This is a genomic window from Streptomyces sp. NPDC058637 (assembly GCF_042717325.1).
Lineage (GTDB): Bacteria > Actinomycetota > Actinomycetes > Streptomycetales > Streptomycetaceae > Streptomyces.
Genome location: NZ_JBHXRD010000004.1, coordinates 242,755 through 268,730 on the forward strand (window position 1 = coordinate 242,755; position 25,976 = coordinate 268,730).

24 protein-coding genes are annotated in these 25,976 nt (G+C 69.9%); 9 read left to right on the plus strand and 15 right to left on the minus strand.

The window, feature by feature from the left end; genetic code table 11:
• Positions 1-424: 424 nt before the first annotated feature.
• Positions 425-1,954 carry a helix-turn-helix domain-containing protein gene (locus tag ACFWVP_RS06040; protein WP_384493963.1) on the minus strand — a complete coding sequence of 510 codons (1,530 nt, stop codon included), beginning with the start codon at positions 1,952-1,954 and terminating at the stop codon, positions 425-427.
• Between the two features lie 245 nt (positions 1,955-2,199).
• Here ACFWVP_RS06040 and ACFWVP_RS06045 point away from each other — a divergent pair, with 245 nt between their 5' ends.
• The 4 genes from ACFWVP_RS06045 (at position 2,200) to ACFWVP_RS06060 (ending at position 6,296) form a co-directional block, all read left to right on the plus strand.
• Positions 2,200-2,643: a helix-turn-helix transcriptional regulator gene (locus ACFWVP_RS06045; protein WP_384493965.1), complete on the plus strand. Its 444-nt coding sequence runs from the start codon at positions 2,200-2,202 to the stop codon at positions 2,641-2,643.
• 10 nt (positions 2,644-2,653) lie between these two features.
• Positions 2,654-3,064, plus strand: a complete 411-nt coding sequence (locus ACFWVP_RS06050) for a VOC family protein (RefSeq protein WP_384493967.1) — start codon at positions 2,654-2,656, stop codon at positions 3,062-3,064.
• Between the two features lie 125 nt (positions 3,065-3,189).
• Positions 3,190-5,586, plus strand: coding sequence for an ATP-binding cassette domain-containing protein (locus ACFWVP_RS06055; RefSeq protein WP_384493969.1), 2,397 nt, complete (start codon positions 3,190-3,192; stop codon positions 5,584-5,586).
• Between the two features lie 116 nt (positions 5,587-5,702).
• The gene (locus ACFWVP_RS06060) at positions 5,703-6,296 is read left to right on the plus strand and encodes a DinB family protein (RefSeq protein WP_384493971.1); all 594 of its coding nucleotides are present in this window, start codon (positions 5,703-5,705) and stop codon (positions 6,294-6,296) included.
• A gap of 149 nt (positions 6,297-6,445) precedes the next feature.
• Here ACFWVP_RS06060 and ACFWVP_RS06065 read toward each other — a convergent pair whose 3' ends face one another.
• Positions 6,446-6,919 carry a hypothetical protein gene (locus ACFWVP_RS06065; protein WP_384493973.1) on the minus strand — a complete coding sequence of 158 codons (474 nt, stop codon included), beginning with the start codon at positions 6,917-6,919 and terminating at the stop codon, positions 6,446-6,448.
• Positions 6,920-7,310: 391 nt separating this feature from the next.
• On the opposite strand from ACFWVP_RS06065, the gene acnA reads away from it, so the two are divergent.
• Positions 7,311-10,028, plus strand: a complete 2,718-nt coding sequence (acnA, locus tag ACFWVP_RS06070; protein WP_384493975.1) for an aconitate hydratase AcnA — start codon at positions 7,311-7,313, stop codon at positions 10,026-10,028.
• Positions 10,029-10,097: 69 nt separating this feature from the next.
• Positions 10,098-11,327 carry an ROK family protein gene (locus ACFWVP_RS06075; protein WP_384493977.1) on the plus strand — a complete coding sequence of 410 codons (1,230 nt, stop codon included), beginning with the start codon at positions 10,098-10,100 and terminating at the stop codon, positions 11,325-11,327.
• A 34-nt stretch (positions 11,328-11,361) separates the two neighbouring features.
• Here the strand turns inward: ACFWVP_RS06075 and ACFWVP_RS06080 are convergent, their stop codons facing one another.
• From ACFWVP_RS06080 to xylA, 6 genes are all read right to left on the minus strand, one after another.
• Entirely contained in the window at positions 11,362-12,441 is a 1,080-nt protein-coding gene (locus tag ACFWVP_RS06080) for a YihY/virulence factor BrkB family protein (RefSeq protein ID WP_384493978.1), read from the minus strand.
• Between the two features lie 121 nt (positions 12,442-12,562).
• Positions 12,563-13,942 carry a GH1 family beta-glucosidase gene (locus ACFWVP_RS06085; protein ID WP_384493980.1) on the minus strand — a complete coding sequence of 460 codons (1,380 nt, stop codon included), beginning with the start codon at positions 13,940-13,942 and terminating at the stop codon, positions 12,563-12,565.
• Between the two features lie 8 nt (positions 13,943-13,950).
• Entirely contained in the window at positions 13,951-14,808 is an 858-nt protein-coding gene (locus ACFWVP_RS06090) for a carbohydrate ABC transporter permease (RefSeq protein ID WP_384493981.1), read from the minus strand.
• Positions 14,809-14,813: 5 nt separating this feature from the next.
• Complete coding sequence (locus ACFWVP_RS06095) at positions 14,814-15,785, minus strand: carbohydrate ABC transporter permease (RefSeq protein WP_384493983.1); 972 nt, start codon at positions 15,783-15,785, stop codon at positions 14,814-14,816.
• Between the two features lie 11 nt (positions 15,786-15,796).
• A complete protein-coding gene (locus ACFWVP_RS06100) occupies positions 15,797-17,059 on the minus strand; it encodes an ABC transporter substrate-binding protein (RefSeq protein ID WP_384493984.1) in 1,263 nt (420 codons plus the stop codon).
• A gap of 139 nt (positions 17,060-17,198) precedes the next feature.
• The gene (xylA, locus tag ACFWVP_RS06105; protein WP_384493985.1) at positions 17,199-18,368 is read right to left on the minus strand and encodes a xylose isomerase; all 1,170 of its coding nucleotides are present in this window, start codon (positions 18,366-18,368) and stop codon (positions 17,199-17,201) included.
• A gap of 325 nt (positions 18,369-18,693) precedes the next feature.
• On the opposite strand from xylA, the gene yicI reads away from it, so the two are divergent.
• Together yicI and ACFWVP_RS06115 are read left to right on the plus strand one after the other, a co-directional pair.
• Positions 18,694-20,922 carry an alpha-xylosidase gene (gene yicI, locus ACFWVP_RS06110; protein WP_384493987.1) on the plus strand — a complete coding sequence of 743 codons (2,229 nt, stop codon included), beginning with the start codon at positions 18,694-18,696 and terminating at the stop codon, positions 20,920-20,922.
• Positions 20,923-20,979: 57 nt separating this feature from the next.
• Positions 20,980-21,606: a histidine phosphatase family protein gene (locus ACFWVP_RS06115; protein WP_384494009.1), complete on the plus strand. Its 627-nt coding sequence runs from the start codon at positions 20,980-20,982 to the stop codon at positions 21,604-21,606.
• A 262-nt stretch (positions 21,607-21,868) separates the two neighbouring features.
• On the opposite strand, the gene ACFWVP_RS06120 is transcribed toward ACFWVP_RS06115, so the two are convergent.
• Genes ACFWVP_RS06120 through ACFWVP_RS06135 form a run of 4 tightly spaced genes read right to left on the minus strand, consistent with a single transcriptional unit; the run spans position 21,869 to position 22,908 of the window.
• Complete coding sequence (locus ACFWVP_RS06120) at positions 21,869-22,084, minus strand: DUF397 domain-containing protein (protein WP_384493989.1); 216 nt, start codon at positions 22,082-22,084, stop codon at positions 21,869-21,871.
• Positions 22,068-22,286: a Scr1 family TA system antitoxin-like transcriptional regulator gene (locus ACFWVP_RS06125; RefSeq protein WP_384493991.1), complete on the minus strand. Its 219-nt coding sequence runs from the start codon at positions 22,284-22,286 to the stop codon at positions 22,068-22,070. Before ACFWVP_RS06125 ends, ACFWVP_RS06120 begins: the two co-directional genes overlap by 17 nt.
• Positions 22,283-22,588 carry a Scr1 family TA system antitoxin-like transcriptional regulator gene (locus tag ACFWVP_RS06130; RefSeq protein ID WP_384493993.1) on the minus strand — a complete coding sequence of 102 codons (306 nt, stop codon included), beginning with the start codon at positions 22,586-22,588 and terminating at the stop codon, positions 22,283-22,285. The genes ACFWVP_RS06125 and ACFWVP_RS06130 overlap by 4 nt, the downstream gene beginning before the upstream one ends.
• The gene (locus tag ACFWVP_RS06135) at positions 22,540-22,908 is read right to left on the minus strand and encodes a multiprotein-bridging factor 1 family protein (protein ID WP_384493994.1); all 369 of its coding nucleotides are present in this window, start codon (positions 22,906-22,908) and stop codon (positions 22,540-22,542) included. The genes ACFWVP_RS06130 and ACFWVP_RS06135 overlap by 49 nt, the downstream gene beginning before the upstream one ends.
• 78 nt (positions 22,909-22,986) lie before the next feature.
• Between ACFWVP_RS06135 and ACFWVP_RS06140 the strand changes: the two genes are divergently transcribed.
• The gene (locus tag ACFWVP_RS06140; protein WP_384493995.1) at positions 22,987-23,121 is read left to right on the plus strand and encodes a hypothetical protein; all 135 of its coding nucleotides are present in this window, start codon (positions 22,987-22,989) and stop codon (positions 23,119-23,121) included.
• 93 nt (positions 23,122-23,214) lie between these two features.
• Here ACFWVP_RS06140 and ACFWVP_RS06145 read toward each other — a convergent pair whose 3' ends face one another.
• From ACFWVP_RS06145 to ACFWVP_RS06155, 3 genes are all read right to left on the minus strand, one after another.
• Positions 23,215-23,787: a dihydrofolate reductase family protein gene (locus ACFWVP_RS06145; protein ID WP_384493997.1), complete on the minus strand. Its 573-nt coding sequence runs from the start codon at positions 23,785-23,787 to the stop codon at positions 23,215-23,217.
• A gap of 234 nt (positions 23,788-24,021) precedes the next feature.
• Positions 24,022-24,660: a class F sortase gene (locus ACFWVP_RS06150; protein ID WP_384493998.1), complete on the minus strand. Its 639-nt coding sequence runs from the start codon at positions 24,658-24,660 to the stop codon at positions 24,022-24,024.
• Between the two features lie 55 nt (positions 24,661-24,715).
• Positions 24,716-25,462, minus strand: coding sequence for a hypothetical protein (locus ACFWVP_RS06155; protein WP_384494000.1), 747 nt, complete (start codon positions 25,460-25,462; stop codon positions 24,716-24,718).
• Positions 25,463-25,976 lie beyond the last annotated feature (514 nt).

Here is a 25,976-nt window from a genome sequence, read left to right on the forward strand (position 1 = left end):
GCTCAACCCGTGACACGGCGCCCGTCTACGACAGAGGACCCGCGCCCACGTGGTGCGGGTCCTCTTCTGCGTGGCGAAGTGGTCAGCCGGAGGACTCGGATGCGCGGCCGGACCCCGGGCTGCGTCGCGAGGCCGGAGACGTCGGGCAGATGACGGTTCACCTCGTCGACCACACGCGGTCAGCGTGGCACGACCGACATCGGACGTTGCGAGGCCACTTCGGCGACAACCCTCCGTGATGGCTGAGATACTCAGGCATCTCTGACGTATCATCAGCTATTCAAGATCATCTTGCACGTGCGTTGCACAAGGTGCTGAAAGACAACAGTGATCAGTGGAGGGCTGTGAAGGTGCGTATCCGCAGGTCAGCTGGCATGTTGAGGTGTCGTGCCCCTTGCCTTCAAGGGGCACGACGCGGCGCTGTTCAGATGTCCCGGAAGATCTCGATCTGCGCGCCGACCGAGTTGAGCCGTTCCGCCAGCTCCTCGTACCCCCGGTTGATCACGTACACGTTGCGCAGTACGGACGTGCCCTCGGCCGCCATCATCGCCAGCAGCACCACCACTGCCGGACGCAGTGCGGGCGGGCACATCATTTCGGCGGCGCGCCAGCGGGTCGGGCCCTCGACCAGGACGCGGTGCGGGTCGAGGAGTTGCAGTCGGCCGCCGAGGCGGTTGAGGTCGGTGAGGTAGATGGCGCGGTTGTCGTAGACCCAGTCGTGGATCAGGGTCTTGCCGTGCGCGGCGGCCGCGATGGCCGCGAAGAACGGCACGTTGTCGATGTTCAGGCCGGGGAACGGCATCGGGTGGATCTTGTCGATGGGCGCCTCCAGTTTGGAGGGCCGGACCGTCAGGTCCACCAGCCGGGTGCGGCCGTTGTCGGCGGCGTACTCCGATGTGCGGTCGCAGTCGACGCCCATCTCCTCCAGCACCGCGAGCTCGATCTCCAGGAACTCGATGGGGACCCGGCGGATCGTCAGCTCGGACTCCGTCACCACGGCGGCGGCCAGCAGGCTCATCGCCTCGACCGGGTCCTCCGAGGGCGAGTAGTCGACGTCCACGTCGATCTCCGGGACGCCGTGCACGGTGAGCGTCGTCGTGCCGACCCCGTCGACCCTGACGCCGAGCGCCTCCAGGAAGAAGCACAGGTCCTGGACCATGTAGTTGGAGGAGGCGTTACGGATGACGGTCGTGCCGTCGTGCCGGGCGGCGGCCAGCAGGGCGTTCTCGGTCACGGTGTCGCCGCGCTCGGTCAGTACGATGGGACGGCCGGGCCGCACCTCGTGGTCGACCTGTGCGTGGTAGAGCCCGTCGGTCGCCGCGATCTCCAGACCGAAGCGGCGCAGAGCGATCATGTGTGGCTCGATGGTCCGCGTACCGAGGTCGCAGCCGCCCGCGTACGGCAGGGTGAAGCGGTCCAGGCGGTGCAGCAGCGGGCCGAGGAACATGATGATCGACCGGGTCCGGCGCGCGGCGTCCGCGTCGATGGACTCCAGGTCGAGCTCGGCGGGCGGGAGGATCTCCAGGTCGACACCGTCGTTGATCCAACGGGTGCGCACACCGATGGAGTTGAGGACCTCCAGCAGACGGAAGACCTCCTCGATGCGGGCCACCCGGCGCAGCACGGTCCGGCCCTTGTTGAGCAGCGAGCCGCAGAGCAGGGCGACACAGGCGTTCTTGCTCGTCTTGACGTCGATGGAGCCGGACAGCCGACGTCCGCCGACCACCCGCAGGTGCATCGGCCCGGCGTAGCCGAGCGACACGATCTCGCTGTCGAGGGCCTCGCCGATACGGGCGATCATCTCAAGGCTGATGTTCTGGTTGCCGCGCTCGATGCGGTTGACGGCGCTCTGGCTGGTCGAGAGCGCCTCGGCAAGCTGTGTCTGTGTCCAGCCCCGGTGCTGACGGGCGTCACGGATGAGCTTGCCGATACGTACGAGGTAGTCGTCTTCCATGCCCGAACGCTATCTCAGATATGAGATGAAGACCGCGCCGGGGTGTGCCGATCGAGTGATGGTTGGGTGCGGTGGGGTGCAGACCCGGCGTCAGGCTCGGCGTCGGTCCGGGCGTCGGTCCGGGCGTCAGGCCCGGCGTCGGTGCCGGGGCGGCCCAGGGGTTGGACCCCGCCAGGGTGGGACCCCGGCAGGACCTCGGTGGAACGGGCTGCCGGGTGGCCCCGGTGCGTCGTAGGCTCTCGTACGTGACCAGCAGACCCACCACGGAGCAGCGCCTGAGCGACCTCGTGCGGCTGCGCCGGATCCGTGACCGCATCGACCGGGAGTACGCGCAGCCGTTGGACGTCGAGGCGCTGGCCCGGGGCGAGCACATGTCGGCCGGGCACCTCAGCCGTGAGTTCCGGCGGGCGTACGGCGAGTCGCCGTACGGCTATCTGATGACACGGCGTATCGAGCGCGCGATGACGCTGCTGCGCCGTGGCGACCTCGGCGTCACCGAAATCTGCTTCGAGGTCGGCTGTTCGTCGCTGGGCACCTTCAGCACGCGTTTCACGGAGCTGGTCGGTATGCCGCCCAGCACCTACCGGCGCGAGGCTGCCCGGGCGACCGCGGGCATGCCGTCGTGCGTGGCGAAACAGGTGACCAGACCGGTCAGGAATCGAGAAGCGCGGCCACCGGGCCGAAGCTAGCGTGAATCCCATGGACCTCACGATTCACTCGACATTCCTCCCGCACGACGACCCGGACGCGTCCCTGGCCTTCTACCGAGACACGCTCGGCTTCGAAGTCCGTAACGACGTCGCCTACGGCGAGATGCGCTGGATCACGGTCGGCCCGGCCGGTCAGCCCGACACGTCCATCGTCCTGACCCCGCCGGCCGTCGACCCCGGCATCACCGAGGACGAGCGGCGCACCGTCGTCGAGATGATGGCCAAGGGCACCTACGGTCACATCATCCTGGCCACCGACGACCTCGACGGCACCTTCGAGCGGGTCCGGTCCGGCGGCGCCGACGTCGTCCAGGAGCCCACCGAGCAGCCGTACGGTGTCCGCGACTGCGTCTTCCGTGATCCCGCGGGCAACCTCGTCCGCGTCAACGAGCGCCGCTGACACGTCCACCGGCACAGACGCGAGGTGCCGGACGTACCGCCGGACGTAATGCCGGAAGCTGGTCGGGCCGAGCCGGGCGACACCGACGGAGGCCGCGCCGGCGGCCCCGCCCCACAGATGGAGACATGACGAGCATGGCCACGAAGAAGGACCCGCAGTCGCCTGCGCCGCACGCCGCCGACAGCCACGATCTGATCCGCGTGCACGGCGCGCGCGTGAACAACCTCAAGGACGTCAGCGTCGAGATCCCGAAGCGCCGGCTGACGGTGTTCACCGGTGTCTCCGGTTCCGGCAAGAGCTCGCTGGTGTTCGGCACGCTCGCCGCGGAGTCGCAGCGGATGATCAACGAGACCTACAGCGCCTTCGTCCAGGGCTTCATGCCGTCGCAGGCACGCCCCGAGGTAGACGTACTCGAAGGGCTGACGACAGCGATCATCGTCGACCAGCAGCGTCTCGGCGCCGACCCCCGTTCCACCGTCGGCACCGCCACCGATGCCAACGCCATGCTGCGCATCCTCTTCAGCCGGCTCGGGAAACCGCACATCGGCTCGCCCAAGGCGTACTCCTTCAACGTCGCCTCGATCAGCGGGGCGGGCGCGGTCACGATGGAGCGCGCCGGGCGGACCGTGAAGGAGCGCCGCGACTTCCGGATCGTCGGCGGCATGTGCCCGCGCTGCGAAGGCCGCGGCAACGTCTCCGACATCGACCTCACCCAGCTCTACGACGACTCCAAGTCGCTCGCCGAAGGCGCTTTCACCATCCCCGGCTGGAAGTCGGACAGCTTCTGGACGGTGCGGGTCTACGCCGAGTCGGGCCTGCTCGACCCGGACAAGCCGATCCGGAAGTTCACCAAGAGGGAGATGCGGGACTTCCTCTACCGGGAGCCGGTCAAGGTGAAGGTCGAGGGCGTGAACCTCACCTACGAAGGGCTGATCCCCAAGATCCAGAAGTCGTTCCTGTCCAAGGACCGGGAGGCGATGCAGCCGCACATCCGTGCGTTCGTGGACCGTGCCGTCACCTTCACCACCTGCCCCGACTGCGACGGCACCCGGCTCGGCGAGGCTGCCCGGGCGTCGAAGATCGCCAAGATCAGCATCGCCGACGCCTGCGCGATGCAGATCAGCGACCTGGCCGAATGGGTCCGGGGCCTGGACGAGCCCTCGGTCGCGCCGCTGCTCACCACTCTCCTCGGAACCCTCGACTCGTTCGTGGAGCTCGGGCTCGGCTACCTCTCCCTCGACCGGTCGGCGGGCACCCTGTCGGGCGGCGAGGCGCAGCGCGTGAAGATGATCCGGCACCTCGGCTCCTCGCTCACGGACGTCACGTACGTCTTCGACGAGCCCACCATCGGCCTGCACCCCCATGACATCCAGCGGATGAACAACCTGCTGCTGCGACTGCGGGACAAGGGCAACACCGTGCTCGTCGTGGAGCACAAGCCGGAGACGATCGTGATCGCCGACCACGTCGTCGACCTCGGCCCCGGGGCCGGTACGGGCGGCGGCACCGTCTGCTTCGAGGGCACCGTCGAGGGACTGCGGGCGGGCGACACGGTCACCGGCCGGCACTTCGACGACCGGGCGGCCCCCAAGGAGGAGGTGCGCAAGCCCACCGGGACGCTGGAGATCCGCGGCGCGACGACGCACAACCTGCGCGACGTCGACGTGGACATCCCGCTCGGGGTACTCGTCGTCGTCACCGGCGTCGCCGGATCCGGCAAGAGCTCGCTGGTGCACGGGTCGATCCCCACGGGCGAGGACGTGGTCTCGATCGACCAGGGGGCGATCCGCGGTTCGCGGCGCAGCAACCCGGCGACGTACACCGGACTGCTCGACCCGATCCGTAAGGCGTTCGCGAAGGCCAACGGCGTGAAGCCTGCCCTCTTCAGCGCCAACTCAGAGGGTGCCTGCCCCACGTGCAACGGCGCCGGTGTCATCTACACGGACCTCGCGATGATGGCCGGTGTCGCGTCCGTCTGTGAGGAGTGCGAGGGGAAGCGGTTCCACGCCTCGGTGCTGGAGCACCACCTCGGTGGCCGCGACATCAGCGAGGTGCTCGCGATGTCGGTGACCGAGGCCGCCGAGTTCTTCGGCGACGGAGAGGCCCGTACGCCCGCCGCCCACCGCATCCTGGAGCGACTCGCCGACGTCGGGCTCGGCTACCTCGGTCTCGGCCAGCCGCTCACCACGCTGTCCGGCGGCGAACGGCAGCGGCTCAAGCTTGCGACGCACATGGGGGAGAAGGGCGGCGTCTACATCCTCGACGAGCCGACCACCGGACTCCACCTCGCGGATGTCGAGCAACTGCTCGGCCTGCTCGACCGGCTCGTGGACTCCGGCAAGTCGGTCATCGTCGTCGAGCACCACCAGGCGGTCATGGCGCACGCCGACTGGATCGTCGACCTCGGTCCCGGAGCGGGACATGACGGTGGTCAGATCGTCTTCGAAGGCACCCCGGCCGATCTCGTCGCCGCCCGCTCGACCCTCACCGGTGAGCACCTCGCGGCCTACGTCGGCGCCTGACCAGGACCTTTCGGGGCGGCCAGGCACTGCCGGGGGCGCCGCGGGGCTGGATCGTCGCCCCACGGCGCCCCCGAAAAGCCGGTGGACAAAGATCGCGCGGGCGGCAGACTGGCGCCATGAGCGCAGCTGATCCGAAGACCGACCTCCACTTCTATCTGCAGTCCGCCCGCGACACCCTGCTGTGGAAACTCGACGGGCTCGGGGAGTACGACGTACGGCGGCCGATGACGCCGACCGCCACCAACCTCCTGGGACTGGTCAAACACGCGGCCGGCACGGAGCTGGGCTACCTCGGGGAGGTGTTCGGACGGCCGTCCGGCGAGCCGCAGCCCTGGCTCGACGAGGACGCCGAGCCCAACGCGGACATGTGGGCCACCGCCGACGAGACACGCGAGCACATCGTCGCGCTCTACCGCCGGGCGTGGGCGCACGCGGACGCGACGATCGACGCGCTGTCGCTGGACACCCGCGCCCGGGTGCCGTGGTGGCCGGCCGGCCGGAACGAGCTGACGTTGCACCATGCCGTGGTGCGCGTGATCGCCGACACGCACCGGCACGCCGGGCACGCCGACATCCTCCGGGAGCTCATGGACGGCGCCGTCGGGATGAACCGAGGAAACGACAACATGCCGCCGGGCGACCAGGCCTGGTGGGCGGCCTACCGGGACCGACTGGAGCGCACGGCCCGGGGAGCCGGCGAAGAGGCGTGACCCGGTGGGCCGGGCGGTCTCGGGCCCGGGGGGCCGGCGAACGCGCGTGACCCGGTCGGGCGGGGGGTGTCGGGCCCGGGGGCCGGCGAAGAGGCGTGACGTGGTGGAGCCCGGGGGCCGGCGAAAGTGCGTGACGCCGGTGTGACGGGTCAGCGCACCGGCCCCCGCTCGTCGACGAGCACGGTGGGCGTGGACAGGAACACCTCGGCGTCCACCGGCCCGTAGGCGATGTTGAAGGTGTCCAGCCAGTACGACCAGTCCCTGACCCCCGCCATGCTGCTGAAGCGGTAGTTGAGCTGCCAGCGCACCCACTGGCCCGGGGCGAGCCGCACCGTCGGGGGGCGTCGCGGCCTGGGCGGCAGGCCGTACAAGGGCTCCACCCGGGGGAGGACCCCCAGCCGCCCGTCGGACTCGCGGAGCCGGACGGCGACCGTGCGACGGTCCTCGTGGCTCTCGCGCGGTACGAAGCCGTCGTCCTCCCGCATGCGGATCACGTGCGCCGAGGCGGTCCCTGCCCGCGGGAGGGCGAAGCCGGCCGGGGCGGCGTTCCTGAGGGTGGCGGCCGGCCCTCCCCGGGACCGCTTGGTCCACGACGTCCGTATCCACTGGACGGTGATCTCCATGGTCTGCCCCCTCGACGTGCCGGGGAGCCACCCTATGCCGGTGCGCCCGGCCCCTCCGGTGTGATCACCTGCGCGGCCGGTCCACCGGAACGGACGGCGTACCGAGCCGGAACGGACGGCGTGGCCCGGCGGAACGGAGGGTGCGGCGAGGGAACCACCCGGCCGGACGGGAACTGACAGGGGCGCCCGCGCATGACCGGGCGGCGGCTATGTACTAGAGTTATCTCGACATCGAGATATCTGCCGAGGCATACCGCAGCCGCCGCTCAGTAAGGGTTACCTAACTAACTCTTACCTTAGCGGATGGTGGGGGCCGCAGGCGGCACCGAGCGGCGCAGGCCGCCATGAGGCGCGGCGCGGAGATACGCGCACATTGAAGAAGGAGACTGTCGTGTCGGCGAACAGCTTCGACGCCCGCAGCACGCTGCGCGTGGGCGACGAGTCGTACGAGATCTTCAAGCTGGACAAGGTCGAGGGCTCCGCGCGCCTCCCTTACAGCCTGAAGGTGCTGCTGGAGAACCTGCTCCGCACGGAGGACGGCGCGAACATCACCGCCGACCACATCCGTGCGCTGGGCGGGTGGGACTCCCAGGCCCAGCCCAGCCAGGAGATCCAGTTCACGCCGGCCCGCGTGATCATGCAGGACTTCACGGGCGTCCCGTGTGTCGTGGACCTCGCCACCATGCGTGAGGCCGTCAAGGAGCTCGGCGGCGACCCGGCGAAGATCAACCCGCTGGCCCCGGCCGAGCTGGTCATCGACCACTCCGTCATCGCCGACAAGTTCGGCACCAAAGAGGCGTTCGCGCAGAACGTCGAGCTGGAGTACGGCCGCAACAAGGAGCGCTACCAGTTCCTGCGCTGGGGCCAGACCGCCTTCGACGAGTTCAAGGTCGTCCCCCCGGGCACCGGCATCGTCCACCAGGTCAACATCGAGCACCTGGCCCGCACGGTCATGGTCCGCAACGGTCAGGCGTACCCCGACACCCTCGTCGGCACCGACTCCCACACCACCATGGTCAACGGCCTCGGTGTGCTGGGCTGGGGCGTCGGCGGCATCGAGGCCGAGGCCGCGATGCTGGGCCAGCCGGTCTCCATGCTCATCCCGCGCGTCGTCGGCTTCAAGCTGACCGGCGAGCTGCCGGCCGGCACCACCGCCACGGACCTCGTGCTGACCATCACCGAGATGCTCCGCAAGCACGGCGTCGTCGGCAAGTTCGTCGAGTTCTACGGTGAGGGCGTCGCCGCCACCTCCCTCGCGAACCGCGCCACCATCGGCAACATGTCGCCGGAGTTCGGCTCCACCGCCGCGATCTTCCCGATCGACGACGAGACGCTGAAGTACCTCCGTCTGACCGGCCGCGACGCGCAGCAGGTCGCGCTCGTCGAGGCGTACGCCAAGGAGCAGGGCCTCTGGCTCGACCCGGCCGCCGAGCCGGACTTCTCCGAGAAGCTGGAGCTCGACCTCTCCACGGTCGTCCCCTCCATCGCCGGCCCGAAGCGCCCGCAGGACCGCATCGTCCTGGCGAACGCCAAGGCCAAGTTCGCCGAGGACGTACGCAACTACGTCACCGACGACATGGAGGCGAGCAAGGAGTCCTTCCCGGCCTCCGACTCGCCGGCCGTCTCGCCCAACGGTGTCCCGTCGAACCCGGTCACGGTCACGGCCCCCGACGGCACGACGTACGAGCTCGACCACGGCGCCGTCACCGTCGCCGCGATCACCTCCTGCACCAACACCTCGAACCCGTACGTCATGGTCGCCGCGGCGCTCGTGGCGAAGAAGGCGGTCGAGAAGGGTCTGACCCGCAAGCCGTGGGTCAAGACCACCCTCGCCCCGGGCTCCAAGGTCGTCACCGACTACTTCGACAAGGCGGGCCTGACCCCGTACCTCGACAAGGTCGGCTTCAACCTCGTCGGCTACGGCTGCACCACCTGCATCGGCAACTCCGGCCCGCTGCCGGAAGAGGTCTCCAAGGCGGTCAACGACCACGACCTGGCCGTCACCTCGGTGCTCTCCGGCAACCGCAACTTCGAGGGCCGGATCAACCCCGACGTCAAGATGAACTACCTGGCGTCCCCGCCGCTGGTCGTCGCGTACGCCATCGCCGGCTCGATGAAGGTCGACATCACCAAGGACGCCCTCGGCGTCGACCAGGACGGCGAGCCCGTCTTCCTCCAGGACATCTGGCCCTCCGAGGCCGAGGTCAACGACGTCGTCGCCAACTCCATCGGCGAGGACATGTTCAACAAGTCCTACCAGGACGTCTTCGCGGGCGACGCCCAGTGGCAGGCGCTCTCGATCCCCACCGGCAACACCTTCGAGTGGGACTCCGAGTCCACCTACGTCCGTAAGCCCCCGTACTTCGAGGGCATGACGATGGAGACCACCCCGGTCTCCGACATCACGGGCGCCCGCGTCCTCGCCAAGCTGGGCGACTCGGTCACCACCGACCACATCTCCCCGGCCGGTGCGATCAAGGCCGACACCCCGGCCGGCAAGTACCTCACGGAGCACGGCATCGACCGCCGTGACTTCAACTCCTACGGCTCGCGCCGTGGCAACCACGAGGTCATGATCCGCGGTACGTTCGCCAACATCCGCCTGCGCAACCAGATCGCGCCCGGCACCGAGGGCGGCTTCACCCGCGACTTCACCCAGGCTGAGGCGCCGGTGTCGTTCATCTACGACGCCTCGCAGAACTACCAGGCCGCGGGCACCCCGCTCGTCATCCTGGCGGGCAAGGAGTACGGCTCCGGCTCGTCCCGCGACTGGGCGGCAAAGGGCACCGCGCTCCTGGGCGTCAAGGCCGTCATCGCCGAGTCCTACGAGCGCATCCACCGCTCGAACCTCATCGGCATGGGCGTCCTGCCGCTCCAGTTCCCGGAGGGCCGGACCGCCGAGTCCCTCGGCCTGACCGGCGAGGAGACCTTCTCCTTCACCGGCGTGACCGAGCTGAACGACGGCACCACGCCGACCACCGTGAAGGTCACCACCGACACCGGGGTGGAGTTCGACGGCGTCGTCCGCATCGACACCCCCGGTGAGGCGGACTACTACCGCAACGGCGGCATCCTCCAGTACGTGCTGCGCAGCCTGATCCGCAAGTAGGCGCACCGCGAAGTGAGCGAGGGCCGCACCCCTGGGGTGCGGCCCTTCGCCGTTAGGCTCGAAGGTCTGATGAAGAACACCCTCTCCACGCCCGCGGCCAAGGCCGGACACGAGTCCGTGCGCCGCCACAACCTGAGCCTGGTCCTGCGGACCGTCCGCGACGAGGGCGAGGTCACCCGGGCCCGGGTGGCGAGCCTCGTGGGGCTCACCAGGGCCGCCGTCTCCTCGCTCGTCGAGGAGCTGCTCGCGCTCGACTGCCTCAGTGAGTCCGGCAAGACCTCCAGCGGATCCGCCGGGCGTCCCGGCACCGTACTGAAGCTCTCCCGGACGGGGCCGGCGGGTCTCGGGGTGGAGATCAACATCGACTACGTCTCCGTGTGCGCCGTCGACCTCACCGGCACCGACCGGGTCCGGGTCACCGAGCACACCGACCACCGGGACGTCCCGCCCGCGGAAGTCCTGGCACACGCCGCCCGGCTCACCAACCGCGTCATCACGTCCACCCGGGAACAGGAACTGCGGGTCGTCGGCGTCGAGCTGGCCCTGCCCGGCCTCGTCTCCGGCGGCGTCGTCCGGCAGGCCCCCAACCTCGGCTGGAGCAGGGTCGCGGCCGAGGGCATCTTCGGGCAGGCGCTCAGCACGCTGCGCCCGGCCGGGAGGGCGCTGGCCGTCGGCTCGGACAACGAGGCCAACCTGGCGGCCTTGGCGGAGCTGTGGTTCGGCGGACTCGGCGGCGTACGCACCTTCCTCTATCTCACAGGTGAGATCGGCGTGGGCGGCGCGCTCGTGGTGAACGGCGAAATGCTGCGGGGCGCCCATGGGTTCGCGGGCGAGATCGGACATGTGGTCGTCGACCCGCGGGGACCGCTCTGCCGGTGCGGCGCGCACGGCTGCCTGGAGCAGTACGCCGGGCGGGCCGCTCTGCTGCGCTCGGCGGGCATCGACCCGGACACGGGCGTGCGCGGCATCGCCGAGCTGGAGCAGCGCGCCGCTGCCGGTCAGGAGCGGGCCGTCTCGGCGCTGCGGGAGGCCGGGGACAGGATGGGCGTGGTACTGGCCGGAGCGGTGAACCTCTTCGACCCGGAGGCCGTCGTCCTGGGCGGGATCTACCGCAGCCTGATGCCCTGGCTGGAGGAGTCGGCCGACGCCCAGCTGACCGCACGGGTGGTGTCGGGCCGCTGGCACGAGAACGGCAGCAGACTCCGGGCGTCCTCCGTGTCCGGTGACGCGGCGCGGGGCGCGGCGGCCCGGGTGGTGCACGAAGTGCTGGACAACCCGGCGGCGTACGCGCTGCGGTGAACGCGTACGCCCCCACGGGCCGTCCCGAGGCTGTTCAGCCGAGGTGGCGGCGGTCCTCCTCGGTCCACTTGGCGGTGTCGCGCGGTTCCACGTACGGCTCCTCGGCCGCGGGGTGGCCGCCCTCTATGGCCCGCTGGCGGGCCATCTCCGCGTCGAATTCGAGGCCGAGCAGGATCGCCAGGTTGGTGAGCCACAGCCACACCAGGAAGATGATCACGCCGGCGAGGGCGCCGTAGGTCTTGTTGTACGAGGAGAAGTAGGCCACGTACAGCGCGAAACCGGCCGAGGCGGCCATCCAGAGCAGCAGGGCGAGGACACTGCCGGGCGTCACCCACCTGAAGCCCCGGCCCCGGGCGTTGGGCGCGGCCCAGTACAGGATCGCGATCATGATCGTGACGAGCAGGACCAGAACAGGCCACTTGGCGATCGACCAGGCCGTCATCGCGGGGTCGCCGACCCCGAGGGCGGAACCGGCCCGCTCAGCGATGGGCCCGGTGAACACCACGATCAGGGCGCTGAGGACCGCCAGCACCATCAGGGTCACCGTCAGTCCCAGCCGCAGGGGCAGCACCTTCCACACCGGCCGCCCCTCGGGCATGTCGTAGACGGCGTTCGAGCAGCGGATGAACGCCGCGATGTAGCCGGAGGCCGACCACACCGCCAGCAGCAGACCGACGACGGCCATCAGCGATCCCGTGCCGCCGTTGCCCTGCAACTGCTGTACGGCGTCGGAGAGGATGTCCCGGACCGGGCCGGGGGCGAGGTCCTGGAGGTTGTCCATCACCTTCTGGGTGGCGGACTTCCCCGCGACACCGAGCAGCGAGACCAGCACCAGCAGGGCCGGGAAGAGCGAGAGCACGCTGTAGTACGTCAGGGCCGCCGCCCGGTCGCTGAGCTCGTCGTCCACGAACTCCCGCACGGTGCGCCTCAGCACCGCCCACCACGACCTCCTGGGAATGCCGGCCGGTCCGTCGGGTGCGTCGCGCTCCACCTCCGGGGCCGGCCCGACGCGGTCCGGCTTGCGGGTGGTGTCGTCCGCGCCGTCTCCGAAGCGGCCGGCGGCGTCATGGCCGTCGCGGGTGGGGTGAGCCTGTGGTTCCGGTGTCCGTGCCATGGGAGTCCGGTAACCGCCACGGCCGAACGGAAACCGGTTCGGCCTGGTCGGATCCGACGGGGCGGCGTGGGGGAGCCGGAAACGGGTGCGGGCCGGGCCGGCCCGCACCCGTGAGCGGCGATCAGGCCTTGTGCGCCGCGATCAGCTGCTGGTACCAGCGGTAGCTGTCCTTCGGCGTGCGCTCCAGGGTGTCGTAGTCGACCCGGATGATCCCGAACCGCTTCGCGTAGCCGAGGGCCCACTCGAAGTTGTCCAGCAGCGACCACACGTAGTAGCCGCGTACGTCGACACCGGCGTCCATCGCCGCCCGCAGGGCCGTCAGGTGGGTGCGCAGGTACTCCACCCGGTCCGCGTCCCGGACCGAACCGTCCGCCTCGACACTGTCGAACTCGGCCGAGCCGTTCTCCGTGATGTGCACCGGCGGCAGGGCGTCACCGTACGTCTGCTTCAGCACGGTCAGCAGGTCGGTGAAGGACTCCGGGACGACCGGCCAGCCCATCGCCGTCTTGCGGACGTCCGGGTAGTTGCCCTCCGCGTACCGGTTGTCCGTGGCGACGCGCAGCGCCGGGTCCGCCTCGCGGTGCGGGGCGGCGGCGATCACGATCGGCCGGTAGTAGTTGATGCCAAGGAAGTCCATCGGCTGCGAGATCAGCTTCAGGTCGCCCTCGCGGCGGAAGTCCTGACCGGTGATCAGCTCACCCCAGGTCTCCTCCTCGGTGGCCGGGTAGCGGCCCGCGAGGAGCGGCTCGGTCCACACCAGGTTGTGCTGGGTGTCCGCCCGGACGACGGCGGCGAGGTCGGCGTCCGACTCGGTGGCCGGGACGTTGCGGTCCAGGTTCAGCGTGATGCCCGCCTCACGGACACCCGCCGCGCGCAGCGCGTCCATCGCGTGGCCGTGACCGACCAGCAGGTGGTGCGCGGCGGCCAGCGCCCCGCGCCCCTCCTTGGCGCCCGGCGCGTGCCGGCCCACGGAGTAGCCGAGGAACGCGCTGCACCACGGCTCGTTGAGGGTGATCCAGCGCGGCACCCGGTCGCCCAGGTGCTCGGCCATGATCGCCGTGTACTCGCCGAAGCGCTCCGCCGTCTCCCGTACCCGCCACCCGCCCCTGTCCTCCAGGGCCTGGGGGAGGTCCCAGTGGTAGAGGGTCGCGGCCGGCTCGATGCCCGCCTCCAGGAGCGAGTCCACGAGCCGGGAGTAGAAGTCCAGCCCCTTGGGGTTCACCGGCCCGCTGCCGTCGGCCTGGATGCGGGACCAGGCGATGGAGAAGCGGTACGAGTCCACCCCCAGGTCGCGCAGCAGTGCCACGTCCTGCGGATAGCGGTGGTAGTGGTCGCAGGCGACGTCGCCGGTGTCGCCGCCGTCCGTCCTGCCCGGGGTGTGGCTGTACGTGTCCCAGATGGACGGGCCGCGGCCGTCCTCCCGTACGGCGCCTTCGATCTGGTACGAGGCCGTGGCCGCGCCGAACAGGAATCCGGGCGGGAAGACCGGGAAGTCACTCATGTGAACCCTTACTTGACCGAGCCGCCGGAGATCCCGGCGGCGATGTACTTCTGGGACAGGACGAGCAGGACCGCCGCGGGCACCGCGGAGAGCACGGACGCGGCCATGACCGAGCCCCAGTCACCGACGTGGGCCCCGATGTACTGGTAGATGCCGAGCGTGATCGGCTTGACGTCGTCCGTCGTGTTCAGCGTGAGCGCGAACATGAAGTCGCTCCACGCGTACAGGAAGGAGAACAGCCCGGCGGTGATCAGCGAGTTGCGGCTCATCGGCAGGACGACCTGGACGAACGTCCGGATGCGCCCCGCGCCGTCGACCTCGGCGGCCTCGATGACCTCGCGCGGGATGGACACCATGAAGGAGCGCATCAGCACGATCGCGAACGGGATGCCCAGCGAGGCGTCCGCGAGCATCAGCCCGAAGTAGGAGTTGACCAGGCCGAGGTCCACGTACGCGCTGTACAGGGCGTTGGCGATGACGATGCCCGGCACCATCTGGGTGATGAGTGTGCCGAAGACGATCGTCTTGCTGCCGCGCAGCTTGAACTGCGCCAGGCCGTAGGCCGCCGGGGCCGAGATCGCCAGACAGATGGCCACGGCGCCGAGGGCGACGGCCAGCGAGGTCAGCAGGTTCGCGCCCTGGTCGGTGATGGCCGAGGTGAAGCCGGAGAAGTCGATGCCCGTCGGTACCGGGCCCACGTCGACCAGGCTCGCGTCCGGCTGAAGGGCGGTGTTGAGCATCCAGTACAGCGGGAACAGCATGACGGCGAGGATGACGACGCCGAAGACGGTCGCACCCCAGCGGCGCTTCGGCCGGTGGACGGCCGCGGGTGCCGGAGCGGCGGGGATCTGGGTGGTGGTCGCCATGCCGGTCACTTCCCCTCGTTGCGGTTGACCCGCAGGTAGAACACCGCGAAGACGGCGGAGATCAGGATCAGGATGTTGCCGACCACGGCACCGGCCCCGAAGTCCATCTGGACGAACGAGTTCTGGTACGTGAGCGTGCCGAGCGTCTGCGTGGAGTCGGCGGGGCCGCCGTCGGTGAGGGCGAGCACCAGGTCGAGGATCTTGACCGTCGACATGAAGCCGAGGACCAGCACCACCGTGATGACGGGCTTGAGCATCGGCAGCGTCACCGAGCGGAACGTACGCCAGGCGGAGGCACCGTCGAGCGCTGCCGCCTCGTGCAGCTCCTTGGGGACCTCCTGGAGGCCGCCGTAGAGGATCACCATGTTGAACGGGATGCCGATCCAGATGTTCACCAGGATCACCGAGACCAGCGCCATGCTCGTGCTGGTCAGCCAGGGCGTGTCGCCGCTGAGGCCGATGGTGCCCAGGAAGGAGTTGAGGACACCGGTGTCCTGGTCGAGGATGCGCCGCCAGACGATGCCGGAGACGACCATCGGGACGAGCCACGGCAGCAGGATCAGCGAGCGCAGGATCCCGTTCAGCGGGAAGCGGCGGGTGAAGAAGACGGCGAGGGCGAGACCGATGCAGAACTGGCCCAGGAGCGATCCGACGGTGAAGAGGATCGTCTGCCACAGGGCCTTGCCGAACAGCCCGTCGCTGAAGACGTTGCTCCAGTTGTCCGTGCCGTTGAACGGCGCCTCACCGGTGAAGAACGTGGACGGCGAGTAGTCCTGGAAGCTCATCACGATGTTGCGGACGAGCGGGTAGCCGAAGAACAGTGCCATGAAGATCACGGCGGGGGCGATGAAGCCCCATTGGGCGAGCCGCTTGCGGCGCTCGGCGCGCCGCGGGCTCACGGGCTTCTCGACCGTACCGGCCGAGGGGGCCTCCGGGTCGGCCCGCAGCGCGGCGGCGGAGGCTGTGGTGGATGACATCGTTCGGTACCTCAGTTCCCGCTCGTGACCTGCTGCTGGGCACGCTTCAGAGCGGCCTCGCTGGACTCGCCGGTGAGGGCGGACTGGAAGGCGCTCTGCAGGGCGAGCGACACGGACGACCACTGCGCGCCGACTTTTGCCGTACGGGAACGGGCCGTCGAGACCTGTCCTGCCAGGGCCGCCAGCTCCGGGGCCTTCGTGCGCCACACGGCGGCGGCCTCGGTGTTCGCCGGGACCATCCAGCTGTTCAGGGCGTAGGTGATCTGCTCCTGCTCGCCCGCCATGCAGCCGATGATCTCGGCGGCCATCTTCTCGCGCTCGCTGTCACCGGTGTTGGGCACGGTCAGCACACCGCCGCCCAGCGGCCCGACCGAGTCGTCCCCGGCCTCGGGCACCGGGATCTCGGCGATGCCCCAGTTGAGCCCCTTCTTGGCGTTCAGGCTCTCGACCTGCCACGGGCCGTTGATCATCATGGCCGCGTTGCCGGCCATGAACTGGTCGTTCACGTCCGCCTGTGTCCAGTTGACCGTGGACTTGGAGAGCGAGCCGTCCTTCAGCAGGCCCTTCCAGTAGTCGAGGGCACCGGCGACCTCGGGGCTGTCGAGCTTCGTCTCGTCGCCGCCGTTGGACCACATGAACGGGGTGAACTGGAAGACGCCGTCCTCCGCGCCGCCCGCGCTCAGTGCCAGGCCGTAGCGCTTGCCCTGCGTGAGCTTCTCGGCGGTCGACCGCATCTCGGCCCAGGTGGTGGGCACCTTCAGCCCGGCCTCGTCGAGGGTGTCCTTGTTGTAGAACAGCGCCAGGGTGTTCACCGTGCGAGCGGCCCCGTAGTACGTCCCGTCGTACGAACCGAAGTCGACGATGCCCTCGGGAATGTCCGTCGTGGTCAGCCCGAGGTCCTTGAGCGGTATCAGCCCGCCGGCCTCGGCGAACGTCGGCATCTCGGAGGCGTCCAGCTGGAGGACGTCCGGCAGCGACTTCGACGACGCCATGCGCAGCGCCTTCGTCATCACCTGCGAGGCCGGCACGCTCTGCTGCTCGATGGTGACCCCGAGCTCCTTGCTGCAGCGCGCGAGCGTGTCACCGTCCCAGCGGTGGTACGACTCGTCGGTCGAGGAGTTCATGACGGTGTAGACGTCCTCGTCCCGCTGCTGCCCGCACCCGGACAGAACGGTGCCGGCGACGATCGCGGAGACGACGGTGAGAGGAACGACGATCCGCCTGGTGCGGCGGCTGCGGCCTCGGACCAGGCCGTCCGGGGAAGGTTCTGTCACGGTGGTGCCCTTGCGTGAGAGGGTGGCCGACTCATGGGAACGCTCCCACGAGGGATTCGTCAAGACCGGGCGCGGATTCGGCGAGGCCGCACGCGGGAGGGGCGGGTGTCCCGCGGCGGACCGCCGGACACCCGCGACATCAGCGGACGCCGAGCAGGTGGTCCATCGCGAGCTGGTCCAGGGCCTCGAAGGCCATGGAGCGCCCGGCGGCGGCGTCCACGTCGAACTCCTCGAACGCGGAACGGTCCGCGAGCAGGCCCTTGAGCCCGTCGGCGGCGGTCGGCTGCGCCAGCTGGTCCAGACGGGAGGCGAGCAGCGCCTCCTGCACGGCCGGGTCGGCACGGAAGGCCGCGGCGCGCTCCTTGAGGATCAGGTAGTTCCGCATGCAGTTCTTCGCGGACTCCCACACCCCGTCGATGCCGTCGGTGCGCACCGGCTTGAAGTCGAAGTGGCGGGGGCCCTCGTAGCCGCCCTGCTCCAGCAGGTCCACGAGCCAGAAGGCCTGGCGCAGGTCACCGGCACCGAAGCGGAAGTCCTGGTCGTACTTGATGCCGGACTGGCCGTTGAGGTCGATGTGGAAGAGCTTGCCCGCCCACATGGCCTGGGCGATGCCGTGCGGGAAGTTCAGGCCGGCCATCTGCTCGTGGCCGGTCTCCGGGTTGACGCCGACGAGCTCGGGGCGCTCCAGGCGCTCGATGAAGGCCAGGGCGTGGCCGATGGTCGGGAGGAGGATGTCGCCGCGCGGCTCGTTGGGCTTGGGCTCGATGGCGAAGCGGAGGTCGTAGCCCTGCTCGGTGACGTAGTCGCCCAGGAGGTCGAAGGCCTCCTTCATGCGGTCCAGGGCCACGGGCACGTCCTTGGCCCCGCCGGACTCGGCGCCCTCGCGGCCGCCCCACGCCACGTAGGTCTCGGCGCCCAGCTCGACGGCCAGGTCGATGTTGCGGATGGTCTTGCGCAGCGCGTAGCGACGGACGTCGCGGTCGTTGGAGGTGAAGCCGCCGTCCTTGAACACGGGGTGCGTGAACAGGTTGGTGGTCGCCATCGGGACCTTCAGCCCGGTGCGCTCCAGCGCCTCCTTGAAGCGCGCGATGTGCGTGGCGCGCTCGCTCTCGGAGGAGCCGAACGGGATGAGGTCGTCGTCGTGGAACGTCACGCCGTGGGCGCCGAGCTCGGCCAGCCGCTCGACGGACTCGACCGGGTCGAGCGCGGGGCGGGTGGCGTCACCGAACGGGTCGTTGCCGCGCCAGCCGACGGTCCAGAGACCGAAGGTGAACTTGTCCGCAGCGGTGGGAGTGAAGCGGTCCGACATTGATCAGCCTCTTGTCGACGAAGTCACGGACGGCTGCGCGCCGACCGACCAATTTGTTTGCTTGCAGTACTAATACTCCATCCCGGCGTTGGTTTCCAGACCGTTTCCGTGATGTTTCGTTCACCCGGTGTCAATGTGGCCGATCTGCCGGTCCTGTCGGGGGTTCGGATAATCGGGCAATCCGGTCGCTCCTGTCGTGTACGCGCCCGGCCTCGTGGCATTTGTTTTGTGTACGATCAAAATCGGGAGGACCCGTCGCCGCGTCTGTCGCAGGCGCCCTGACGTCCCGCACCACCGACTTCCGAGACGGCTAAGGACCACCCCCATGAAGTTCACCGACGGCTTCTGGCAGTTGCGCAGCGGTGTGCACGCCTCGTACGCCACCGAAGTCCGCGACGTCCGGCTCGACGAGGACCGTCTCGCCGCCTACGCCGCCGTCAAGCGCGTCCAGCGGCGCGGCGACACACTGAACGCGCCGCTGATCACCGTCGAGGCCCACGCGCCGGCCGAGGGTGTCATCGCGGTGCGCCTCAGCCACCACTCCGGCAAGCGGCCCAAGGGCCCCGACTTCGAGCTCCCGGGCGCCTCGGCGCGCTCCGCGGCCACGGTCCGGACCGAGGGGACCACCGCCGAGCTCACCAGCGGTCCGCTGACCCTGCGGCTGCCCACCGAGGGCGCCTTCGGCCTGGAATTCCTCGACGGCGAAGGCCGCACCCTCACCTCCGCCGGGCGCAAGGGCACCGCGTTCGCGACCGTCGACGGCGGCGGCCACCACATGTTCGCCCAGCTCGCGCTGGGCGTCGGCGAGACCGTCCACGGCCTCGGCGAGCGGTTCACCCCGTACGTCAAGAACGGCCAGACCGTCGACATCTGGCAGGCCGACGGCGGCACCAGCAGCGAGCAGGCGTACAAGAACATCCCGTTCTACCTCTCCTCGCGCGGCTACGGCGTCTTCGTCAACCACCCCGGCAAGGTCTCCTTCGAGGTGGGCTCCGAGGCCGTGGGCCAGGTGCAGTTCAGCGTCGAGGACCAGACGCTGGAGTACTTCGTCATCGCCGGCCCCACGCCCAAGGACGTCCTGGCCCGCTACACCGCGCTCACCGGCCGCCCGGCCCTGCCGCCGGCCTGGTCGTTCGGCCTCTGGCTGTCCACGTCGTTCACCACCTCCTACGACGAGAAGACCGTCAACTCCTTCGTCGACGGGATGGCCGAACGCGGTATCCCGCTCAGCGTCTTCCACTTCGACTGCTTCTGGATGCGCGAGTACCAGTGGTCGGACTTCGAGTGGGACCCGGCCGCCTTCCCCGACCCGGTGGGCCAGATCGCCCGGCTCAAGGAGAAGGGCCTGCGGATCTGCGTCTGGATCAACCCGTACATCGCACAGAAGGGCGCGCTGTACGAAGAGGGCGCCCGCAAGGGCTACTTCGTCGAGACCACCGACGGCGACATCTGGCAGTGGGACAAGTGGCAGGCCGGCATGGCGCTGGTCGACTTCACGGACCCGGAGGCCACCGCCTGGTTCCAGGGGAAGCTCAAGGGACTGCTCGACCAGGGCGTCGACGCCTTCAAGACGGACTTCGGCGAGCGCATCCCCACGGACGTCGTCTGGCACGACGGCTCCGACCCGGAGCGCATGCACAACTACTACACGCACCTGTACAACAAGGCCGTCTTCGACCTCCTGGAGAAGGAGCGCGGCCAGGGCGAAGCCGTCCTCTTCGCCCGCTCGGCCACCGCGGGCGGCCAGCAGTTCCCGGTGCACTGGGGCGGTGACTGCTGGTCCTCGTTCGAGGCCATGGCGGAGTCCCTGCGCGGCGGGCTGTCCCTGTCCCTGTCCGGCTTCGGCTTCTGGAGCCACGACATCGGCGGCTTCGAGGGGACCCCCGACCCGGCGGTCTTCAAGCGCTGGCTCGCCTTCGGCCTGCTCTCCTCGCACAGCCGGCTGCACGGCTCGTCGTCCTACCGGGTGCCGTGGGAGTTCGGCGAGGAAGCGGTGGACGTGGCCCGGCAGTTCACCCTGCTCAAGCACCGCCTGATGCCGTACCTCTACGGGGCGGCGGTCGAGGCCCACCGCACGGGCGTCCCGACGATGCGACCCATGCTGCTGGAGTTCCCCGACGACGCGACCGCCCGCACGGCGGACCGCCAGTACCTGCTGGGCCCGGACCTCCTGGTCGCGCCGGTCTTCACCGACGACGGGCAGGTCGAGTACTACGTCCCCGAGGGCACCTGGACCCATCTCCTGACCGGCGACACCGTCACCGGCCCCGGCTGGCGCCGCGAGACCCACGGCTTCGACAGCCTGCCCCTCCTGGTCCGCCCCGGTGCCGTACTGGCGCTCGGCGCGGACGAGTCCCGCCCGGACGGCGAGTGGCTCGACGACCTGGAACTCCGCGTGTTCGCCCCGGCCAGAACCGGCGACTTCACCCGCACGGTGACGGTCCCCGACCTGACGGGCGCCCCCGCGGCGACGTACCAGGTGGTCCGTGAGAGCGGTGAGGTCCGGGTCACGGCGGACACGGACCGGCCGTACAGGGTCACGGTCGTAGGCTGAGACCCTGTGAGCCGGCCCCTGCCCGGGGGCCGGCTCCTCGGCGCGAAGGTGGAGTCCATGGGTGAGCTGATCCTGATCCGGCACGGCGAGACCGCATGGTCCCGGTCCGGACAGCACACGAGCCACACCGACCTGCCCCTGACGGACCTGGGCGAGCGCCAGGCGCGTGCGCTCGCCCCCGTCCTGGCCGGACGCGACATCGGACTCACCCTCGTCAGCCCGCTGCTCCGTGCCCGACGCACCGCGGAACTGGCCGGGCTGCTCGCCCCCCGCATCACCCCCGACCTGCACGAGTGGGACTACGGGGCGTACGAGGGCGTCACCACCGTCGAGATCCGCGTCACCCGCCCCGACTGGAACCTCTGGACCGACGGCGTCGCCCTCGGCCCCGAGGCGAACCCGGGGGAGGACCCCGCCGAGGTCGGCGCGCGCGCCGACCGGGTCCTGTCCGAGGTCCGGGCAGCGGCCTCACGCCTCGGCGACACCGACATCGTCCTGGTGGCGCACTCGCACTTCCTGCGCGTCCTCGTCGCCCGCTACCTGGGGCTGACCCCGGCGAGCGGCGCCCTGTTCCAGCTGGCCACGGGCGCGGTCTCCCGCCTCGGCACGGAACACGGCAAGCCGGTCATCACGGCGCTGAACGTCGCACTGCCGGAGAGCCTGTACGGGGTGGCCTGCGCCTGAGGGCGGGCGGGCGGTCGCGGAGGGGCGGGAACTTCGCCCCACCATGTCCTGCGGCACCTCAGCCGGATCACGGCCGAGAGAAGCACCAGTCACCCGTCACAGGCCTGCCGTCCATCGTGGCCGCCGCCGTCCTGGCGCTGACCGGCCACGCGGAGGCCACCGCGGCCGTCGGGGTCGCGGGGGCGGGCCGTCGCGGGTGGAGCCCACGTCACGGTGAACGTCCACCGACGGCCTCCCGGCCAGGAGCGACGAGCAGGCCCCGTCAGAGTTCGCCGCGCCCGAGTTCGCCGCGCCCGAGGGCGTCGACGAACGGGGTCCAGCGTGCGGTGGTGAAGATGAGCGCGGGACCGTCCGGGTTCTTGCTGTCGCGGACGGGGGCGAGGCACTGGAAGCCGTCGGCGATCTCGACGCAGCTGCCGCCGTTGCTGTAGGACGACTTGCGCCATCCCACCGCACGCGGATCAGGGTTGGTTCCCATGATTTGCGTGCTCCTTCGCTTCCGATGCGAGCTTGGCCTGCGAGGTTTCCGGCGACAGAGCCAAGGCCCGAGCGAAATCGTATGCGGCTTGGATATCGGCCACCCACCCCGATTCTTCCGTGAGTTGACCGGAGTACGCGCCCTCCGTGTACGCCACGGGCGGAGCGTCCGCGAAAGACATGAGCGAGACCATGGTGTTCATGAAGGGGTGAACCCCCGCGGTGAACGGAAACACCTGAATGACAAGTGGGGATAGGCGAGGGCCGCGTCGGCCAGGCGTGTCAGTTGCGTGGTTATGGAGTCGGAGCCGCCGACAGGTACGCGTAGGGCGGCCTCGTGCAGGATTGCCCAGAAGGTCGGCGGAGCGTGGCGGAACAGCAGCCCGGCACGTTCCATACGTGCGCTGACCTGACGCTCCACAGTCTCCTCGGAGGCCAGCCGCTGGGTAGCGCGGGTCACGGCTTTGGCGTACTCACGTGTCTGGAGCACGCCCGGCACGAGCATCGGCGCGTACCCGCGGATGCTCGTGGCCCTTGCCTCCAGCTCGGCGGCTTCCGCGACATAGTCCGCGACCTTTGACTGCCTGGCCAGCTCAGACGTTCCAGATGCTCGCCGCTGCCCAGCAGTCCGTCCAGCGCGCGGGACAGCTCCACCCGCGGCCTCCGCTCCGCCGCCTCGAACAGGCCGATGTACGTGCCGGAGCAGAACACCCGCTCGCCCAAGTGGTTCTGCGACAGTCCCGCCGCCTCCCGCAGGCGGCGCGGCTCCGCGCCGTAGAAGATGCGCGGGTTCGCGTACGGGTCGAGGTCCTTGGGCTGCGGCATGGTGCGGAACGTAGCGGGTTACCCCGCCCCCGTATGCGTGTATCCGCCCGCGTCACCCGGACGGGTAAGCGTGAACCCGTGCCCCGCGCAGCGTTGGTCCACAACGCGGAATGGAACGGTTCGCTGGACCCTGGTGAATCGACGGACTTCGGTTACGTCACCGCGGGCGGCGCCCCGGACCCCGCACTGGCGCTCGACTGCGTCGTGGGGTGAGTGAAGCGGCCGGCACCCCGCCCCGGGGTGCCGACCGCCGACGGCCACGGCGTGCTGTCCGCGGCGGGCGCGCCGGCCGGAGTGCGCCAGGGGTCAGCGGACGACGTCGAAGACGTTCTTCTGCAGGCCGTTGGCGTACGCCTCGTGCTCGACGAGCTTCAGCTTCTGCGTGTCCTTGTCCGTGTCGCTGAACAGCCGCTTGCCCGCGCCGAGCAGGAGCGGGAAGACGAGCAGGTGGTAACGGTCGATCAGGCCGGCGTCCGAGAGGGCCCGGTTGAGGGACGTGCTGCCGTGGACGATGATCGGGCCGCCGTCGGTCTCCTTCAGCGCGGCGACCTCGTCGAGGGACCGCAGGATCGTCGTCGGGCCCCAGTCCGAGACCAGGGTGTCCTCGGTGAGGGTGGTGGAGACGACGTACTTCGGCATGTCCTTGTACGCGGCGAAGTCCTCCATGCCCGGCCAGACGGGGCTGAACGCCTCGTAGCTGGCCCGGCCCAGCAGCATCGCGGTGGCCTCCTGCTGCTCCCGGCCCTTGATCTCGAACGCCTCGGGGAGGAACTCCACGTCCTTGAAGGTCCAGCCCGAGTTCCGGTACCCCGGTTCCCCGCCGGGGGCCTCCATGACCCCGTCGAGCGAGACGAAGGCGGTGCTGATCAGGGTGCGCATCGAAGATCTCCCGATAACTCGTGTGCTGGTTCCGGCAGGTCCACCGACCGGTTTCGGCCGTTCGTGCGGCTGCCGTACGCGAATTCTGACTGATAGACCACCGGCCTGGCGGAAACTCATCGGTCGCGGGAGGGACCGGTACGCGCTTCCCGGTCGGGCGAGGGCGTCCTGCAGCACGAACGGCCGGTACCTCGCCCCCGAGGTACCGGCCGGTTCCGTGCGGCGTGCCGTGAATCAGGCCGCCTTCTTCCCGAGTGACGTGAGGTGGGCGAAGACGACGACGTTGGCCGAGTAGCCGCCCTTCTTGTCGAAGCGTCCGCCGCACGTCAGGAGCCTGAGCTCCGGACGGCCGGTGGCCCCGTACACCTTCTCGTCCGGGAACTTCTCCTTCGTGTAGGTCTTCACCTTGTCGACGGTGAAGACCGCGGTCCGCTTGTCCGCCCGGGTGACCTTCACGGTGTCACCGCGGCGCAGGACGTTGAGGTTGAGGAAGATGGCCGGTCCGGTCGCCGTGTCACGATGACCGACGAGCAGTGACGTTCCTGCCTCGCCGGGGGACGGGCCCTTGCGGTACCACCCCACCAGTTCGGGCCTGTTCAGCGGAGGGGCACGGAGCCTGCCCTTCTTGTCGAGGGCGAGGCCGGTGACCGGGGCCTCGATGAAGATCGCGGGGATGGCGACCTTCACCGGGCGGGAGTGCACCAGCGGCGCGTGCGAGGCGGGCACCTTCTTCTGCGCCTTGTGCGGTGCCCTCCGGAAGGGCGGCTCCCCGCCGCCCGCGGCGTCGCTGCCGCGGGCGGCGGTGACCGACGAGGCGTCCTCGGGCGAGTCGGAACTCGCCCACACGACGCCGGCCACCAGCGAGAAGGTCACGCACAGGGTCGTCGTGAGCCGGAACGCCCGGCTCGGTCGCCGTCGGCTGCGCGCGCTATGCCTCGTTGCGGGCACGGCGGCGTGCGGATCGGCGCACCATGATCAGCCCGGCGATTCCGGCCGCGCCGGCCACCAACGCGGCCGAGGTCCCGAGGTTCGACTCGCTCTCGGAGCTGACGCCCTCCATGTCCGGGACGCCGCCGCCGCCCGCGGGCACCGCGCCGGACGGCTTGTCGTAGATCTCGGCGGTGCTCTTCCCGGTGCTCTTGTCCGCCTCGCCGCTCGTCGCGGACGAGTCCTGGCTGCCGGCGTCCTGACGGTTGCCGTCCTGACGGTTGTCGTCCTGACGGTTGTCGTCCTGGCCGCCGCCCCGGGCGGGCCGGGAGCAGTCGACCTCGAAGCTCTTGTTCTTCAGGGGGGCCGCCCCGGCCGTCCACGTGAGCTGGTAGGTGCCCTCGGGAAGGAGGTATTCCTGGCTGCGGGCCTTGCCCTGGATGAGCGGGAGGGAGGCAGTGAGCGTGTTCCCCGGGGGCACCGTCGGCGGCTGCTCGATGATCGACCAGGTCACGAACTGCAACGCGTCGAAGTTGTTCGCCACGAGCACGAACTTGCAGACCTCGACCCCCTCGCGCTCGCCACGGGAGTGCCAGCTGACCGAGCGGATGTCGATGTCGCCGCTCTCCCCGAGGGCGAACGCGGCAGGGGCTCCGGCGGTCAGGGCGGCGCCGGCGACGGCCACCGCGGTAGCCACCTTGGTGCCCGCGCGGACGCCACGGGAGCGGGTGGAAGCGGAAATGCGCATGAAGGGCTCCTTCAAGCCGAGATGATTGTCGTACTGATCACCTGATCGCCTAAGAAATGGCATGGATCTTCAGAAGAGTGCGTCGTGACACCATGAAAACGCGCAAAAGTACCCTGACTAGCCGATACCGGTCCCCCGGTCGTGGGAGGCGACGCTTCGTGGAGGCGGGAGAACGCAGAACCGGCCACCCGGGAGCGGGACGGCCCGTCGTGTGCGCGGCGCGCGGGACGGGCCGTCGTGTGCGCGGCGTACGCCACGGTCGTGACGGTGGTGCCCTCCCCGCGGCGCCGGCGTGTGCGAGGGACGCGGCGAGGACGGTGACCGATGTGGGTGCTGCCGCGCGCTCGGTGATCCGCGTCCATGGGGCATGCGGGGCACCACGGCATCGGGGGCGGGCACCCACGGCAGCGGGGGCGGGCCCCCCCCCCCCCCGGGGGGGGCCCCCCCCCCCCCGAAACACGGGAGAGGGTTAACAGGAAGAAAGAAAAAACAGCACCGCACACCCCCCCCCCCC